The sequence below is a fragment of the Comamonas sp. B-9 genome, from assembly GCF_000410635.1.
Classification (GTDB): domain Bacteria; phylum Pseudomonadota; class Gammaproteobacteria; order Burkholderiales; family Burkholderiaceae_C; genus Comamonas.
Window position 1 is genome coordinate 17558 of record NZ_KE148565.1, and the last position, 15786, is coordinate 33343.

The 15786-nt window shown below is 62.2% G+C and carries 13 protein-coding genes and 1 pseudogene; 8 read left to right on the forward strand and 6 right to left on the reverse strand.

Translation table 11 applies throughout. The annotated features are described in order from the left end of the window. Positions 1-626, reverse strand: a pseudogene (locus tag H928_RS32870) (IPTL-CTERM sorting domain-containing protein); the annotation flags it as partial. Between the two features lie 934 nt (positions 627-1560). Here H928_RS32870 and H928_RS32325 point away from each other — a divergent pair. Both H928_RS32325 and H928_RS0111750 read left to right on the forward strand, forming a co-directional pair. Then, the gene (locus H928_RS32325) at positions 1561-1734 is read left to right on the forward strand and encodes a hypothetical protein (protein ID WP_021026685.1); all 174 of its coding nucleotides are present in this window, start codon (positions 1561-1563) and stop codon (positions 1732-1734) included. A gap of 67 nt (positions 1735-1801) precedes the next feature. Beyond that, positions 1802-2002, forward strand: a complete 201-nt coding sequence (locus H928_RS0111750) for a hypothetical protein (RefSeq protein ID WP_021026686.1) — start codon at positions 1802-1804, stop codon at positions 2000-2002. Positions 2003-2211: 209 nt separating this feature from the next. Here the strand turns inward: H928_RS0111750 and H928_RS0111755 are convergent, their stop codons facing one another. Further along, positions 2212-3174, reverse strand: coding sequence for a DMT family transporter (locus H928_RS0111755; protein WP_021026687.1), 963 nt, complete (start codon positions 3172-3174; stop codon positions 2212-2214). A 109-nt stretch (positions 3175-3283) separates the two neighbouring features. On the opposite strand from H928_RS0111755, the gene H928_RS27370 reads away from it, so the two are divergent. Continuing rightward, complete coding sequence (locus H928_RS27370) at positions 3284-4231, forward strand: LysR family transcriptional regulator (RefSeq protein WP_021026688.1); 948 nt, start codon at positions 3284-3286, stop codon at positions 4229-4231. Positions 4232-4305: 74 nt separating this feature from the next. On the opposite strand, the gene H928_RS0111765 is transcribed toward H928_RS27370, so the two are convergent. Further along, a complete protein-coding gene (locus H928_RS0111765; RefSeq protein ID WP_021026689.1) occupies positions 4306-5238 on the reverse strand; it encodes a LysR family transcriptional regulator in 933 nt (310 codons plus the stop codon). A gap of 145 nt (positions 5239-5383) precedes the next feature. Here H928_RS0111765 and H928_RS0111770 point away from each other — a divergent pair, with 145 nt between their 5' ends. The 4 genes from H928_RS0111770 to H928_RS0111785 all read left to right on the forward strand — a co-directional run bounded on the left by H928_RS0111770 (position 5384) and on the right by H928_RS0111785 (position 9808). Then, positions 5384-6586, forward strand: a complete 1203-nt coding sequence (locus H928_RS0111770; RefSeq protein ID WP_052329938.1) for a serine hydrolase — start codon at positions 5384-5386, stop codon at positions 6584-6586. Between the two features lie 100 nt (positions 6587-6686). Beyond that, positions 6687-7859, forward strand: a complete 1173-nt coding sequence (locus H928_RS0111775; RefSeq protein ID WP_148293134.1) for a hypothetical protein — start codon at positions 6687-6689, stop codon at positions 7857-7859. Between the two features lie 150 nt (positions 7860-8009). Continuing rightward, a complete protein-coding gene (locus H928_RS30785) occupies positions 8010-8738 on the forward strand; it encodes a right-handed parallel beta-helix repeat-containing protein (protein WP_084635775.1) in 729 nt (242 codons plus the stop codon). A gap of 17 nt (positions 8739-8755) precedes the next feature. After that, positions 8756-9808, forward strand: coding sequence for a fibronectin type III domain-containing protein (locus H928_RS0111785; protein ID WP_021026693.1), 1053 nt, complete (start codon positions 8756-8758; stop codon positions 9806-9808). Between the two features lie 104 nt (positions 9809-9912). On the opposite strand, the gene H928_RS0111790 is transcribed toward H928_RS0111785, so the two are convergent. The 3 genes from H928_RS0111790 to H928_RS0111805 all read right to left on the reverse strand — a co-directional run bounded on the left by H928_RS0111790 (position 9913) and on the right by H928_RS0111805 (position 14799). After that, positions 9913-11238, reverse strand: a complete 1326-nt coding sequence (locus H928_RS0111790) for an Nramp family divalent metal transporter (RefSeq protein WP_043339782.1) — start codon at positions 11236-11238, stop codon at positions 9913-9915. A 399-nt stretch (positions 11239-11637) separates the two neighbouring features. Next, a complete protein-coding gene (locus tag H928_RS0111795) occupies positions 11638-12609 on the reverse strand; it encodes a ferritin-like domain-containing protein (RefSeq protein WP_021026695.1) in 972 nt (323 codons plus the stop codon). Between the two features lie 495 nt (positions 12610-13104). Beyond that, positions 13105-14799, reverse strand: coding sequence for an NAD(P)H dependent flavin oxidoreductase family protein (locus tag H928_RS0111805; RefSeq protein WP_021026697.1), 1695 nt, complete (start codon positions 14797-14799; stop codon positions 13105-13107). On the opposite strand from H928_RS0111805, the gene H928_RS33255 reads away from it, so the two are divergent. Continuing rightward, positions 14787-15786: PLP-dependent aminotransferase family protein (locus tag H928_RS33255; protein WP_239644942.1), on the forward strand; the 1000-nt coding region annotated here is incomplete at its 3' end. The two genes, H928_RS0111805 and H928_RS33255, sit on opposite strands and share 13 nt — an antisense overlap.

Below are 15786 nucleotides of genomic sequence, written 5' to 3' on the forward strand. Positions count from 1 at the left end.
ACGGCCAGTGTCCCGCTCAGTGCAAGAACACTCCACTGGCCAAGGGTGGGTACGGCAGTAGGGCTGGCCACGGGAGCTGCGACAAAGCTCAGCTTGACTTGACCGGCGCCACCATCAAAGCCGATGCCCACGCGGCTGCCGCCGCCGCCGCCGCCGGGCGCGCTGCCAGGGGCTTCTTCATTGCCGCCCCTGCCACCATCGGCCACGGCGATGCCGCCAACATAGCCCACACCAGGCTGGCCATCTGCGGCGGAGCCCGCAGAGCCGCCGCCTCCGCCGCCTTCCACGGAGGGTGTAGGGGCGCCAGCCGCGCCTGCGCCGCCAGAGAAACCGGTCAATCCAGCGCCGCTGCAAGCCGCTCCGCCCGCGCCTCCGGTCGATCCTGTCGCGCCTTCGCCCCCGGCGGCGCTGATGGAGCCGCCCGTCCAGCTGACGGTCGATGCTGTACCTGCTGTGCCATCGAGGCCGCTGCTAGTGCCACCCGTGCCCGTGCTGATGGTCAGCTCCGCGCCAGCGGCCAAGCTGAAGCTGCCCTTGCAATAGGCGCCACCGCCACCCCCACCACCGCCATCGATGCCAACATCACCGCCTCCCGATCCACCCCCAGCGCCCCAGACTTCGATCACGACCGAGCTCGAGCCTGCCGGTACGCTGCAATTGGCGGTATTGATACCGCTGACGCAATCAGCCGCCCAAGCGGGGGCTGCTGCAAGCCCTCCCACCATTACACACGCGGCGTAGGCCATATTTCTGGATAGCAAGCTCATAAATTTCCTCAAAAATAAATGCGGACACGCCACTTATATCGCAAAGCAAAAGAATCGCAGCAGAAAAATGCATATTTCTTGCATTACTGCGGTAACGAATATCTTAGTTTAGATAATTCCAATCAAATGGCTATCTGGAATTTAATTAAGTGAATATCCATAGGGGTGAAGCGGTTCTCAGAGAATAAGAGATTTTTATGATGAATGCCTGCATCGCGGTAGATGCGGTTGATGTGGCATTTGATGCGGGTCAATAATTTTCAATAATCCCGCGATGGCGGCAAAGCCCGGGGCTGTGGCGTGGCCGCGGGTGCCGCTTTATTCCACCCAAGGAGGGCGAGCGGATTGCGCAAGCCCGCGTTCAGGCCACGGCTGGAGGCAGGGAATGCCTGGTTACGCGGGAGCTGGGCGCAGATGCGAGTCCATGGACGTTTGGTGAGATCTCATAGCAGCATTTCTTGCTTTCAGCACGGTTGGATGCACCGCCAAACTCGGCATTTCCGGCGGTGATTAGCGCTTTCCAATCAGCCGTTTCTGCCGGGCATGGAGCGGCGAGAAAACCAAGTGCGACAAGCCGAAAAGCAATCTCCTCCGTCCAGGCCAGGACGGAATCGGACGGTTGGATTGCCCGCGCCCGCAAGAGATTTTGGGGTTGTGCGGTTTAAGGTCATTAAAAGGAGTACCGTGGGGCGAGGCAATCCTTCCTGGTGTGCCCCACGAGGCCGGAGGTCTGCATGTTCCCATTCTCAGCCCGCCTGCCAGCATCGGCACTTGCCTTTTTATAGGAGTAGGGATGGAGAAGTTTTACGACATCTATCTGGGCCGACTGGGTGCCAGAAACACGCGGCGGGTTGCCAAAAATCAGACCACAGTAGGGGTCGATATCTGGAAAGCCAAAGGCTATCGCCTGCAGGCCGAGCGGCGTGTGGCAGAGCGCTTGCACGAAATCTATTTCATTACGGAATGAAGACGGGGGCGATGAGATACCCGCGATACGGACTCTCTACCCCCGCACTGAACAGGATCAACGGGTCATGAAACTCAACCTAAAGGCCAAGCCCTCCAAGATGTCGGATATCCAGAAATCACGGCTGGAGACTGAACGCATCTCCTACTCGGAAGACGCACCGCCAGCCCGCCAGACCTGGAAGGAGCGGCCAGCCTATGACGGCGACGAGCTGTCCTACCGGGGGCAGGTCAAAAAGACCTTGATTACCCTCAAAAGCCATGAATGAAAAGACTTGGCTGCCGATGGGGCTGGTGGAGTGAACAGCCAACTATATGGACCCGGCGGTACCCACCAGTCTCTGCAAAACTCTTGCTCCGTAAGCTGGCAGCGGATGGGGATGGGGCCAAAGGCGTCGTTTGAGAGCGAGCCTGACCTCTTGCCGGCGAAGACAGTGCGGCGGATCGGACGAGTCTGGATTCAGTCCCAAGCAAGCATCTATATGGATCGTTCTCTGCCCCGCAGATCCTGCCAGCGAAAGCCCAGTACCGCCGCCACAATCAAGCCCATGCCCCACCATTGGAACGTGCTGGGGTGGGCGCCAAACCAGAGCAGATCCACGGCCAGGGCCACTGCCGGGTAGATAAAGCTCAGCATCGCAATGCCGGCCGGGCCCAGGCGCAGAAAGGCGCCATACATCAGCCCGTACATCAGCGCGGTGTGCAGCAGGCCCAAGACCAGCACGCAGACAAGCGTCTTGGCCGATGGCAGCTGGGCGCCGAGCCCCGCGACCTGCACCAACATCGGCGCCGACCACAGGGCCAGTGCAGCGCCTCCCACCAGCATCTGCACCATGGCAATTTGCGCCGGTGCAATGCCCTGGACGCGCCGCGTGCTGACCACCGTCACGGTGTAGAGGGCGGCGGCCAGCAGCGCCAGCACAATGCCCCAGACCGGCGCGCTCGCCTGCGCGGCGATGGTGGCAGCGGCCTCGCTGCCCAGCCCACTGCTCAGCACCACGCCCGCCAGTGCCAGCAGCATCCACAGCAGCTTGCGCCCGCCCATGGCCTCGCCCCCTAAGGCGGCGGCCAGCACCAGCATGAAGGGCTGGACATGGTAGACCACCGTGGCAATCGCAATCCCCACATAGGCATAGGCGTGGAACAGCATCACCCAGTTGGCCACCAAAGCCAGGCCGCCGATCAGCATCGCCGCCCAGGCCCGCCGGTCCGGCCGCACCCAGGCCCGCTGCCACCATAGCCACAGCCCCAGGCCCAGTGCTCCGAGCAAGCAGCGCAGCAGCACCACGCGCTCCACCGGCAAACCGCTCTCGATGACGGCCAGGCCAATCGTCCCCGACAAGACCATGGCGGCGACCATGCGCCAGGTGCCGCCGCTGCTGCGGCTGTGGGTGGGGTTGGCTGCCGCTTGGGGCATGGCTGCTGCGCTGGGGGGGTGCATTGCGGTATCTCGCTGGAGTCAATGGCTCCGATGGTCATGCATGCGCAATCATTAAACAATACGGCTTTGATTCAATTTATTATTGTCTGTAAATCAACACTGAGATGCCATGAGCCCCGATACCCTCCCGCTCGCCGATATGCAGGTCTTTGTCCAGGTTGTCGCCCAGCACAGCTTTGCGGGTGCGGCGCGGCAGTTGCGCCTCACCACCGGCGCTGTCAGCCGCAGCGTCGGCCGGCTCGAGTCGGCACTGGGCGTCAAGCTGCTGCACCGCACGACGCGGTCTCTGTCGCTGACCGAGGTGGGGGCGGCCGTGCATGCCGATTGCCTGCTGATGCTGCACAGCGCCGAGCAGGCGGTATCGCGTGCGACGGCCCACCGCCAGCAGCCGCAGGGCATCTTGCGCATCAACGCTCCCTTGGTGTTTGGCGATTGGTGGCTGGCGCCGCTGCTGCCCGGCTTTTGCGCGCGCTTTCCCGACGTGCAGGTGCAACTGAGCATGAGCGACACCATGGCCGACCTGACCGCCGAAGGGCTGGATCTGGCGATCCGCATCACTGCGGCCGATGCGCTACCGCCCGCCATGGTGGCCCGGCCGCTGCAGCGCGTGGGCTATGTCCTGGTGGCGCATCCCGCTTATTTGCAATCCCGGCAGGCGATCGCCCAACCACAGGATCTGCTCGCCCACCCCTGCATGAGCCTGGGCTACGGCCCCTTCCAAAACCTGGTGGAGCTGGTGCCAGCCGATGCGCCCAATACGGTTGCCACCAAGCTGCGGCTGAACACCCCCATCACCATTGCCAGCAGCCAGGGCTTGCTCAATGCCTTGCAGCACGGCGCTGCCTCTGGCATCGCGCTGATGGCCGATTTTGTCGCGCGTAGCCATCTGGCGGATGGCCGCCTGGTCCAGGTGCTGCCCCACTGGCAGTTGGCCGGCAGCTACGCCCCGCGCATGGCCTACGCCCTGCATGCCCCGGGGCCGCACATACCGCCCAAATTGCGTGCGATGCTGGACTATTTGCAGAGCCAGGACGCGTCTGTCTCCGTATCCGCATAAGCACAGCGCAACGCATGCGCATCGGCATGGGCAGGCGAGGGCGATCGGGGCAAGGTCGCGCAGTGCATCAGGGATCAAGCGTGCCGTTGGCCTGCCCCGCCGGGCAGCGTTTTCGTATCCGCAGCCGCAAACATCCGCGCGCAAAGATAGTCCACCAGCGCCCTGACCTTGGGTGATGCATGCCGGCCTGCAGGCCACAGAATGTGGAACACCCCTGTGCGCTCGGCCAGCCCGGGCATGACCTGCACCAGCCTGCCATCGGCCAGCGCGTCGCCGATGGCAAAGTCCGGCAGGCAGGCGATGCCGCGCCCCTGCAACGCAAAGCAAGCTCGGGTTTCAATGTTGTTGCAGACCATGGATACTGGCAGGTTGACGGGCTCGCCATCGTCCGCTGCGGGAAGCGGCCAGGCCTCCAGCTTGCCGCTGTAGGGCCAGCGGAAATGCATGCAGCGGTGAGAGGCCAGGTCTTGCACCTTCTGGGGGGTGCCGTGGGCGGCCAGGTAGCCTGGCGACGCCACCAGCAGCATCTTGAAATGGCCAAGCTTGCGGGCCACCAGGCGCGAATCGGCAGGCTCGCCCGTGCGCACCACGGCATCAAAGCCTTCTTCCACCACATCCACCAAGCGGTCAGAAAAATCCAGGTCGAGCTGGATATCGGGGTAGTCGCGCATGAAATCGGCCAACACCGGCAGCACCAAGGTGCTGACCAAGGGCAGGCTCACGCGCAGCCGCCCCCGGGGCGCCGACGACGCCTGCGACAGCTCCGTTTGCGCCGCCTCGATCTCCGCCAGGATGCGCCTGCTGCGCTCGAGCAGCAGCAGGCCTTCGGCCGTTGGCGTAATACTGCGCGTGCTGCGGTGGAACAGGCGCACGCCCAGCTTGTCTTCCAGCCGCGCCACGCTCTTGCCCACGGCCGAGGCAGAAATACCCAGCAACCGGCCCGCTGCCGTAAAGCTGCGCGTCTCTGCCACCTGCACAAACACCGTAAATGCGTTGAGGCTATCCATGGGTTCTCACCTGCGTTTCTCGGCCCGTTTGGCCTGGTGTCATTGCGGACATCAATGTCCTGAAAGTATGGAACTCTATCCTGGTTTTTCTGGGATCGCAGGCTGCCTAAGCTAATGGCTGTGTTCCAACCAAGGTAACGATGCTATGGATTTGTCAGTTTCTGGCGCACCCGGCAGTGGTGTGCAGCAGGGAGTTATTGGCTTGACTGGGCCGTGGGCGCCGGTTGCCGAGGTGTTGCATAGGGCTCTGGCCGAGCAGCGCCTGGTGGGCGCCGTGGTGCTGGTCTACCAGCATGGCCAGGCGCTGTGCCGCATCGCAATAGGCTGGGCAGACCGGGAGGCGCGCACTGCGATGGCCGAGAACACCGTGTTTCGCTGGGCCTCCGTCAGCAAGCCGGTCGTCAGTGCCGCTGTGGTGCGGCTGGTAGCCGATGGGCGCCTGGGCTTGGACGAGCCCATCACCACCTGGCTGCCGGCCTTCCGTCCCCGCTTGCCCGGTGGGCGCGAGGCGCGCATCAGCCTGCGCCAGTTGCTGAGCCACACCGCCGGCCTGGGCTACCGTTTTTTTGAGGCAGACGACCAAGGGCCGTATGCCCAAGCCAGCGTGTCCGATGGCATGGATGCCAGCGGCATCGATCTGCAGGAGAACCTGCGCCGCATCGCCAGCGTGCCGCTGCTCTACGAGCCCGGCACCGGTTGGGGCTACTCCTTGGCGGTGGATGTGCTGGGCGCCCTGGTCGAAGCGGTGTGCAATACCCGCTTGCCGCTGGCTGTGGAAGCGCTGGTCACGCAGCCCTTGGGCATGGCCGATGCCGGCTTTGTCTGCCGCGATGCCGAGCGCCTGGCAACGCCCTATGTCAATGGCGGCCTGGTGCCCCATCGCCTGCAGGAGGGCGAGGTAGTGGCCCCCTTTGACGGTACGGTGGGCATCCGCTACAGCCCATCCCGCGCTTTGGATGCAGGCGCCTTTCCCTCCGGCGGCGCCGGCATGGTCGGCACAGCGGATGATGTGCTGCGCCTGCTGGAAGCATTGCGCACTGGCCAAGATGGCTGGCTGCCCGAGCAGCTGATCGCCGAGATGGCTCGCGACCAAACCCAGGGCCAAGATCTGGCGGCTGGCCCGGGCTTGGGGTTTGGCTTGGGTTTCTCGGTGCTGCGCGATCCTGCGCTGGCGCAGTCGCCTGAATCGCCAGGCACCTGGCGCTGGGGCGGCGCTTATGGCCATGCCTGGTGGGTGGACCGGCCCCGAGGGCTGACGGTGGTGGCGCTGACGAATACCTTGTACGAGGGCATGTCGGGGCGGTTTGTGACGGAGCTGCGGGATGCCGTGTATCGAGGGGTTCAATGACCGTTTGGGATGCGGCAGCTAAGTGCTGGTTGAGTATCTCGGTAATTCCTCCCTTGTTTCCTTCGGTGCGCTCTCCATAATCCTCACCGAGGGGGACAGCATGAATTTTGCAAAGGTATTGTTGCAGTGGATAGCGCTCGGAACTCTGGCCTTGTCTTGGGGGTGGAGCGCTGCTTTTCAGATTGGACCTCTTGGCACCCGACACGAAGAGCGCCTAACCAATGAATCCAACTCGACGCTGGCCGATATCGCAGGCAGGTTAGGCGTTTTGGTCAAGGCTCCGGTTCACGAAGAAATCACCCATCTCGGCAAGTGGTGCTCTGTTGAACGAGCCAATCTTGCCTCTGACACCTATTGCAGTGGTCGCGATGTCGGGTTTGCGTCCCCCTATGTCATCTACGGAGTGCGCTGGAACGACCTGCCTCCTTTTCGGCTTGAGGAAGGACAAGGCAACTGCGATTACCTAGGTCGCAAAAATGTCTGCCGCAACCAGACCATTCGTTTTTCTACCCAGCCTGCGTGCTGGTATTGCCTGTTCAAGGATGCCGAGCGCAAGGCCCAGTCCACATCGATTGTGGGCTGCAATAGAACGGCTAACAGCATTCAAGGCAACCTGATGACCCGGTCGCATTTCGGTGATCTCCAGTTCCTGCACGGGATGGCCAATGCGGCCGATATTCATCCTGTCTCGACCAGGGTTCAGATTTTGGAGTGGCTTGAGTTTGCCTGGAAGGTATCGTCCAAGGAGATCCGGCCCCAGACTCAGCTGAAGACTATCGACAATCCTACGATCAAACAGCATTTTGGTTGCACCGAATGGACCGTTGCCGATCTGTATTTGTTGGGACGCCAGGATGCCGGCAGCGGCCTGTTTACCCAAATCCGTGAAATTGCGTTTGGCTCGGTCTTGCATACCGTTCAAGACTCCTTTGCCGCAGCCCATGCTGAGCGAGAGCCTCACCAGACTGCTGAGCAATGCGAGGGCACCGCTTTCACGACACCTGCTCGGATCGTGGAGTTTCATGCCTATGGTTCTCAAGACGGAGCCCTGCACGACCATGACGACAGTCGAGAGGCTATGGCGGCTGTCGCTCAGCAGCGATGGCCCGAAGCTGTTGAGGTAACGCGAAATCTGTTTGAGCTACATGCGGACGGTGCCAAATGGGCGGATGCCAGCACCTACCTGCAATGTGTGTTCACACTGAGCGACCATCGCAGAGCTTCGTCTCCTGGGCATGCATACCGGCGGATTGTCTCCACGCATGAGCGTTGAAGAAGAGCTAAGTGTTTCAAAAGCGAGATCGGTGAGGCTGCGGTGTGAACAGCCACTTTGACGGTTTGGGGTAAGGGTAAATACTTGCCTGCACAGATGGACTCTGTTTTACATTCCGTTAACCTATCAACACTTGCAAACGAGGCAACCATGCGTATCCATCTGAGCCGGATCCATCTTCGCGGGACTCCGCTATTGGCCGCATCGCTGGTGGCACTCGCAGGCGCTATAGCGGCGCCTTCGGCTTTTGCACAGGCAACGCGGACCTGGGTGTCTGGCGTGGGTGACGACGCAAACCCCTGCAGCAGAACGGCACCCTGCAAGACGTTTGCTGGAGCCATTTCTAAAACTGCCCCACGGGGTGAGATCAACGTCCTTGATCCCGCTGGCTTTGGAGCGGTCACTATCACCAAACCTATCTTGATTGATGGTGCGGCAGCAGGCACAGCTGGTGTCCTTGTCAGCGGCACCCATGCGATGATCATCGATATCGATTCGGGTACCTATCCTGAAGCTACGGTGGTTCTGCGTCACTTGAATATTGATGGACTCGAAACGGGCTTGTCAGGGATTCGAGTGCTCCACGCATCCAAAGTTCTGGTCGACCATGCCAAGATTCAAGGCTTCCAGAGTGCCATCGAAGTAGCGAGCGGCGCTAACTCCCAGTTGCTGGTCCAACGCGCCGACATCGTGAACAACCGCACAGCGGCCATTTCGATGGGCGATGCCAATAGCAAGCTCTACCTCTCTGACTCATCGCTGTTTGGCAATGCCACCGCGTTCAACATCAGCGCAGGCAACGTGACCACCTATAACAACAACCGCCTGGAAGGCAATGTCAGCCCCAGCACGCCCACTGCGACCCTTTACGAGCGCTGAGCAGCATAGGATCAGCGATGACACGCCATCCACACTACCGGCTTGGCAGCAGCATTGCGCTGCTGATGCTGGCCTGCACCCTGACCCCGCTGGCCCGCGCTGCGGAACTCGTGGTCAACGGTGGCTTTGAGCAAAATGCAGGCGCGGGTTCACTCGTATTTACGGGCTGGCAAGCCATGTCCCAACCGGGATCGCAGGGGGGCTTTTATGCGCAGCAGGGCACCCAAAGTGCACTGACGCCCGTCACTGTCGCCGCGCCGCCTCAAGGCACGTTTGCGGCAATGTCCGATCAGCCTGGCCCTGGCTCGCACGCGCTGTACCAGGACATCGCCATTCCCGCAGGTAAAAGTGCGACGTTGAGCGCACAGGTCTACCTGCAAAGCGCAGCGCCTCCTTCTGCAGCACCCGCCACCTTGGATTTTCTGACGGTACCCAACCAGCAAGCACGTATCGACATCATGGATCCGGCTGCCGCTTGGAACGATGTGGGCGCTGGTGTTCTTGCCAATGTCTTCCAATGGCCGGGTGGCGCTGCCGCTAGCGGGTATCAAAGCGTTCAGCTGGATGTGACGCCCTATGCAGGACGCACCATTCGTCTGCGGCTTGCCGAGGTGGACAATCGCCAGAGCCTGTTCTTTGGGGTCGATGCAATCAGCGTCATCTCGTCCGATGTCACGCCGCCGACCAGCGTTGGCGCGGTCCGGCAAGGCAATACCGTCACCTTGACTTTCCCACCCGTGGCATCCACGCCAACGGAGACCGTGACGGGCTACCAAGCCAGTTGCGTGCCCGTAGGCGGGGGTGACACCGTCACCGCCACCGGAACGCAGTCGCCCATCGCTGTATCTGGTTTGGTGGCAGGCACAAGCTACACCTGCACGGTTGCAGCACAGACCAACGTGGGCACCGGGCCTAGCAGCCCACCCATCAGCGTTCCGGGTTCGACGACGGCAGCAGCAGCGGCAGTGCCTGCTTGGAGCTTCGCCAGCACCTTGCTGGCATCGCTGCTGATGCTGGGTTGCTTGTTCCTCGGTTCCCGAGGGCGCGCTGCCCGCCTGCTACGGCGCTAGGGATCCGCTGCAATACCCTCGCCTGAGGGGATGAACACGTATTGTCAACATGTTGATACCGAGGCAGAAAGTATTGCAGTCGGCCCTTGCCTGCCATTCCGGCCTTATGCCCATAAAAGCCGTTGCAGCATCCACAGGTTGAGCGACACCACAACAACGGCGCAGCTCCACAACAGGATGGCCATCGGTCTGCCAAAAGTCAGCGCGCCCAATGCATTGCGGCGGGTGGTGAACATCAGCAGCGGCACGATGGCAAAGGGCAGCTGCATGCTGAGGACCACCTGGCTGAACACCAGCAGGGCGCTGGCGCCTTCGCTGCCATACCAGGCGGTGGCGATGACGGCGGGCACGATGGCGATGAGCCGGGTCAGCAGCGCCCGCATCGTGGGCGACAGGCGAATCTGCAAAAAGCCTTCCATCACAATCTGGCCCGCCAACGTGCCCGTTACCGAAGAGCTGAGGCCAGAGGCGAGCAGGGCGGTGCCAAACACGGCGCTGGCAATGCCAACGCCCAATACAGGTGACAGCAAATGGTAGGCGTCTGACAGCTCGGTCACGGGAGGTGTGCCCGGGCGATTAAAAGCACCAGCTGCCACGACCAGGATGGCGGCGTTGACAAAGAGCGCCAGGCCCAATGCGACGGTCGAGTCGATCGTGGCGAATCGGATCGCCTGGCGCGTGCCCTCCGGAGTCTTGCAGTGTTCACGCGTCTGCACGATGGCCGAATGCAGGTACAGGTTGTGCGGCATCACGGTCGCGCCGACGATGCCGACGGCCAGGTAGAGCATCTCCGGGTTGGTCACAATCTCGGAGCGCGGAATGAACCCGGCTAGCACGGTGGCCAGCGGGGGATGCAGCCACATCAGTTGGGCGCCGAAGCAAATGCCGATCAAGGCCACCAACCCGATGACGACCGCCTCCAGCGCGCGAAACCCCCGGCTTTGCAGCGCAAGAATCAGCATCACATCGACCACGGTGATGCAGACGCCAACGATCAGTGGCAGGCCAAACAGCAGGTTCAGGCCGATGGCCATGCCCAGCACCTCGGCCAGGTTGCAGGCCACGATGGCAATCTCGCAAAAGAACCAGAGCATCAGGTTGATGCGCGGCGGAAACTGTTCGCGGCAGGCCTGGGCCAGATCGCGGCCGCTGGCCAGGCCCAGGCGCACAGCAGCCGCTTGGAACAGCATCGCCATCAGGTTGGATACGAAGATCACCGCTAGCAAGGAATAGCCAAACTGCGAGCCGCCCGCAATCGAGGTGGCCCAGTTGCCCGGGTCCATGTAGCCCACTGCCACGAGATAACCTGGCCCGGCGAATGCCAGCATGCGTCTTGCGTTGGCCGATCGGCTGCTGCCTAGCGGTACCGCAATGCTGCGGTGAACCTGTGGCAGGCTGGGGACGGCAAGTCTCTCGTTGTCTGGTTCCATGGCGTCCGGACATTTGGACGGTGAGCCACACGCTGGGTTGATCAGGGGGCTTTGTGTGCTGAAGGCAGGCGGCGGCATAAACGCGCTTTATCTTGCGGTTGTTGCCTGGTGCAGCGCAGCGGAGGGGGGTGTTGCCGCTGGCCCCGCAGTGATGTCGCCGCCGTTTAAAAGTGCCAGTAAATCCGTGGTGACGATGGCCAGACCTGCCAAGACAATCAAGCTCCCTACACAACGACGCGCCAAAGCGGCGGGCTTCAGCCGCCGCGTCTTGCTGCGGTCGCATGCTTGCGGGGATGGGGGCAAAAAGGACGTCATCGCAACTCCTTCGCAGAAAAACAGCTGTCTCGGGCCCGTCTTGTAGAAATCCTGCCCCAGAGCGGGGCAGGATGTTGCTACGACTTAGGCGAAGGCCGAGCTCATCACCAACGCACCATTCACACCGGCTGGGAAGAAGCCGCCCTTGGTGGCAGAGTCCTTGGTCAGGTAGACGATGTTCAGCACATCACCTGGCGAGCGGCTGTAGGCAATGCCGTCGGCATCCAGGGGCACGATGTTGGAGGTGCTGTCATCCCCCACAATGCCCTGGTCCACATCGGAGGAGCCATCGAGGCTATCGCGCGCATCCGAGATCGCACCGGCTGCCGAGCGCAGCGCGGGGGTGGCGAGACCCTTGGCGTAGAGCACCGTGCGCACCAGACCTGCATGGTAAGCCTCGGCGGACAGAATGCCTGCAGCAGCTTCCAGATAGGTCTTGTTGGTGATCAGCGGTGAGGCACCCTTGTAGGCTGTCACACCCACGTCCTCGAAGATAAAGGCGCCCAGCAGAAAGTTCTCATCACTGGCATAGGGATCGAAAGCCACGCCCGCACCCACCAGACCGGCTGCGCGCGCTGCGACCGAGAAGGCGCCGTTGGGGTCGGTGCCGCCGATGTCGATCTGCGGCTGCGCCACGGCTGCCGAGCCCAGCGCCTTGCGCAAAAAGGCCACGTGGGCCACCTCGTCCTGGGCAATCTCCTTGGCGTACTGCGCTACCAGCGGATCCTTGAAAGCCACCGCCCGCCCGCCGGTGATGCCGCCCTGCGTGCCCGTGCCCGACTGCATATTGGCAGGCAGCCCCGTGCCAAACACGGCGTAGTGGTAGAACTGCGATTCCAGATATTCCAGGTTCAGCGCAAAGTTCAGGATCTCGACATCCGTCGGGCCATTGTTCTGGGCATTGGCATCACTGCCGCCACCCCCGCAAGCCGTCAAAATGGCCCCGCCCGCCATACCTGCTGCCACGCCTCCCGTCTTTCTGAAGAATTGACGCCGGTCTTCCAATTTCTTGGCCCGCTGTTGCAATACACCTATCAACACTGATTCGTCAGACATGTGATTTCCTTTCGAGTTGCGCTTAACGCGCCTACCTACACAGGAATGCGCCTTCACAAGGAGGGCACACGGTGCAGCAAGAAGCAGCTCAGCACAGAAGCCTTGTCAGTGGAGACTGATGACGTCGGCTCTTGCTACTTGCGGTGTACGCAGCGGATCGACAGGTGGATTCAGTATTTTTAGGATCTTTACAATTCGACGTAATTTCTAAATCGTTGGGATGGATTGCTGATCTAATGGATTTTTATTTTTGATAGAAATATTGGGTCTGGCGGTGCGCCGTATCGCCTTTATGAATAGCTCCAGTTCTTACCGATGTTGGATTTGCCAATAGCAAGCTGAATGACAAGCTCTGCTGCGGTTGCACATAACCCCACGCAACCGTGGCCAACCAACATCGCGTCCAAAAAATCTACTGCCTCTTGGGCAGCCCATTTGCGCGATTTTTTTGTTGATTCGGGTGAAGAGAGGGCATCGGCCGTCTCCTGCTACTAGCTACCCCCGCAGCAAAACGTCCTCAAAGAAAGCCCCAACCGGACGCTCACGGTCACGCAGCTGGATCTCCAGGACCCACAGACCGTCTCCAGGTGCGAATCCGGCTTGCGCCAGTTTGTGGCGGCCGTAGAGCGCATGCGGAAAGTCAGCGATGCGGTGGCCGGCCATGTCGTGCACCAAGGTGCAGCCATGGCGCAGGGCGGCAGTTTCGGCGAAGGCATAGAGGGCGATGCCATCGGCGCCGCCCAACCAGGCCTCGCGCGTTTCATCGAAGACCGCACGGGCAGCGCGTGCGCAGCGCTGGTGGACGAGGTCGTCGCCGAGAACAAAGGTGTCGCCATAGTCACCCTCGTAGCCGTCCCATACCGGGCCGATATCGATAAAGACAATGTCGTTATCTTTCAGCCGCCGTTCGGGATCGCCCAGGTCCCGCGAGGTGCAGGTCGTATCGTCCCCAAAACGGATGATGGTCGGGTGCCAGTTCCGTTCGGCACCCAGCTCGCGCAACCAGGTGTCGGCCTGTGCCCGCGCTTCTGCCGAACTCATGCCAGGGCTCAGCCGTTCGCTGATGTACTGAACCGCCGCGATCGAGCGCTCACGCGTCGCCAGAATGCCGGAGCGCTCGAAGCGGGGGCTGGTGCGTTCCCAGTCGTTCGGCGCGTCGTCGCGGCCGCTGGGCACAAAAGCATCGGCCTTCCAATGGGTGGCTGGCAGGCCGGCGTCGAGCAGTGCCTGGCGGGCGTCGCGTAGCATATGCGGGTTGCCGCAGGCATGAACGCGGGTCCGGCGCCAGTCGTGGCCTCCGTCCAAGGCATAGTTTTGGACATGGCGCTGTAGCGCGGCATCGCTGCCAGCATGTCCTTTTGTCGCCTCGGGAGCGACGGCGGTCCATCGCAGACGGGCGTCGGCTGCCGCCCAGGCATCCAGCTCCTGGCTGGCATAGTGGTCTGCGGCATGGCGACCGCCCCAGTACAGGGTCACGGAAGGAACGCTGGGGTCTGCCAGTGCCGTCTCGATCAGCGCACGCACGCCGGCATAGCCGGTTCCCGTCGCAAGCAGCACCAGCGGCGCCCCTGCCTCGATGGTGTCGGCCGCGCCAAAGGGTGCCATCACCTGCAGGCTGTCACCGGCGTTCAGCCTGCGCAGTGCCCCATCGGAAAAGCGGCCGTTGGCCACTTGGCGAATCTGCAGCCCGATGGGGTCGTGCTCGTGGCTGCGGCGGTTCGCGATCGAGAAGCAGCGATGGTCATCGCCCTCCAGACCCACGCGCAGGTGCTGGCCTGGCTGCATAGCCAATGCGCCGCCGGGATCGAGCACGATGCGCACCACATCGCTGGACAGCGACTCCCGCAGCAGCACCTGCATGCGGTATTGCTGCGGCAAAGTCTGCGGCGTCCAGTCGGGAACCTCCAGGACCAGCGCACCAAGCGCACGTACTTGGCACATCAGCACGCGCCCCGGACCGGGGTCACAAGCGTTCGGCGCTGCATGGGCCGTCGGTGCATAGTCACCCGAGACCACGATGGCAGCGCAGGACCCGCAGGCGCCGCGCTGGCAAGAGAATGGCACGGACACAGCAGCCGCAAGCGCTGCATCTACAACGCTGGATTCAGCGCCGGTTGCAAGATGCGCTCCTTGGGGGAGCAGCGTGCAGATGTCGGTTGAGAGTGGGGCGGTAAGTATTGGATGCTTCATCGCCTGGAAGATACGTACACTATGGCCTTGTGAAAATAGCCATTTCCAAGAATTTGACCAAGCCACTTTCAGCCAAAGTGGCTGCCACCGCCACGTTTGACCTCCCGGTACTTCCGTTGCTGGAGGCTGAGACACGCCAAACCTGGGTCTACCGTTTGCTGCGTGAGGCGATCCTGCGTGGCTCCTTGCAGGCGGGCATGCGGGTGCCGTCTTCCCGGGCTTTGTCCAGGCAGCTGGAAGTGTCGAGGTCGACGGTGGAGGTCGCTTTTGACCAACTGCGTGCAGAAGGCTATGTCAGTGGCGTGGTCGGCTCGGGCACCTATGTCAGCGCCGCGCTGCCCGACCAGTTTTTGCGCGCGGCTTCGCAGGCACCTGCGCGTAAGTCTCCTGAACCGCATGCGGAATCGTTCGATGACTCGGCATCGGCAACGCTGCGGCCCAGTCGGCTGGATGCGGCCTTTGTTGCGCGCATCGCCGACCCGACGCTTTTTCCACTTGCCACCTGGCGCAGGCACCTGCAGGCCGCCGCGCGCAGCCTGCCCATGCATGAGCTTATGGGTGGCGAGCTGTTCGGTTCGCTGTCACTGCGCAGCCAGGTTGCCCGCTACCTGGGCGCGGCGCGGGGCATTGCATGCGATCCGGCGCAGATCGTGATCGTGACCGGTATCCGACAGGCGTTGCATCTGGCAGCACGCGCGCTCTTGAAGCCCACTGACACAGTGCTGCTGGAGGACCCCGGCTATGCACTCGCATCGGACATCTTTGCCCCCTATGCGCAAAGCATCGTGCCGGTGGCCATTGATGCGTCTGGGTTTTCCGTGGCCGATGCGCGCCGGCATGCAGATGCGCGGGCGGCACACATCACGCCAGCACACCAATCGCCCACCGGCGTCACCATGCCGGTGGCGCGTCGCCTGGAGCTGCTCAACTGGGCGAAGGAACAGCAGGTGTGGCTGGTGGGGGGCGATTACGACAGCGAATTCAACT

Coding starts and splice junctions, on each gene's coding strand:
- H928_RS32325 (WP_021026685.1), top strand. CDS start 1,561: ATGGAGAAGTTTTACGACATCTATCTGGGCCGACTGGGTGCCAGAAAC.
- H928_RS0111785 (WP_021026693.1), top strand. CDS start 8,756: ATGACACGCCATCCACACTACCGGCTTGGCAGCAGCATTGCGCTGCTG.
- H928_RS0111795 (WP_021026695.1), bottom strand. CDS start 12,609: ATGTCTGACGAATCAGTGTTGATAGGTGTATTGCAACAGCGGGCCAAG.
- H928_RS30785 (WP_084635775.1), top strand. CDS start 8,010: ATGCGTATCCATCTGAGCCGGATCCATCTTCGCGGGACTCCGCTATTG.
- H928_RS0111775 (WP_148293134.1), top strand. CDS start 6,687: ATGAATTTTGCAAAGGTATTGTTGCAGTGGATAGCGCTCGGAACTCTG.
- H928_RS0111765 (WP_021026689.1), bottom strand. CDS start 5,238: ATGGATAGCCTCAACGCATTTACGGTGTTTGTGCAGGTGGCAGAGACG.
- H928_RS0111805 (WP_021026697.1), bottom strand. CDS start 14,799: ATGAAGCATCCAATACTTACCGCCCCACTCTCAACCGACATCTGCACG.
- H928_RS0111770 (WP_052329938.1), top strand. CDS start 5,384: ATGGATTTGTCAGTTTCTGGCGCACCCGGCAGTGGTGTGCAGCAGGGA.
- H928_RS0111750 (WP_021026686.1), top strand. CDS start 1,802: ATGAAACTCAACCTAAAGGCCAAGCCCTCCAAGATGTCGGATATCCAG.
- H928_RS0111790 (WP_043339782.1), bottom strand. CDS start 11,238: ATGGAACCAGACAACGAGAGACTTGCCGTCCCCAGCCTGCCACAGGTT.
- H928_RS0111755 (WP_021026687.1), bottom strand. CDS start 3,174: ATGCACCCCCCCAGCGCAGCAGCCATGCCCCAAGCGGCAGCCAACCCC.
- H928_RS27370 (WP_021026688.1), top strand. CDS start 3,284: ATGAGCCCCGATACCCTCCCGCTCGCCGATATGCAGGTCTTTGTCCAG.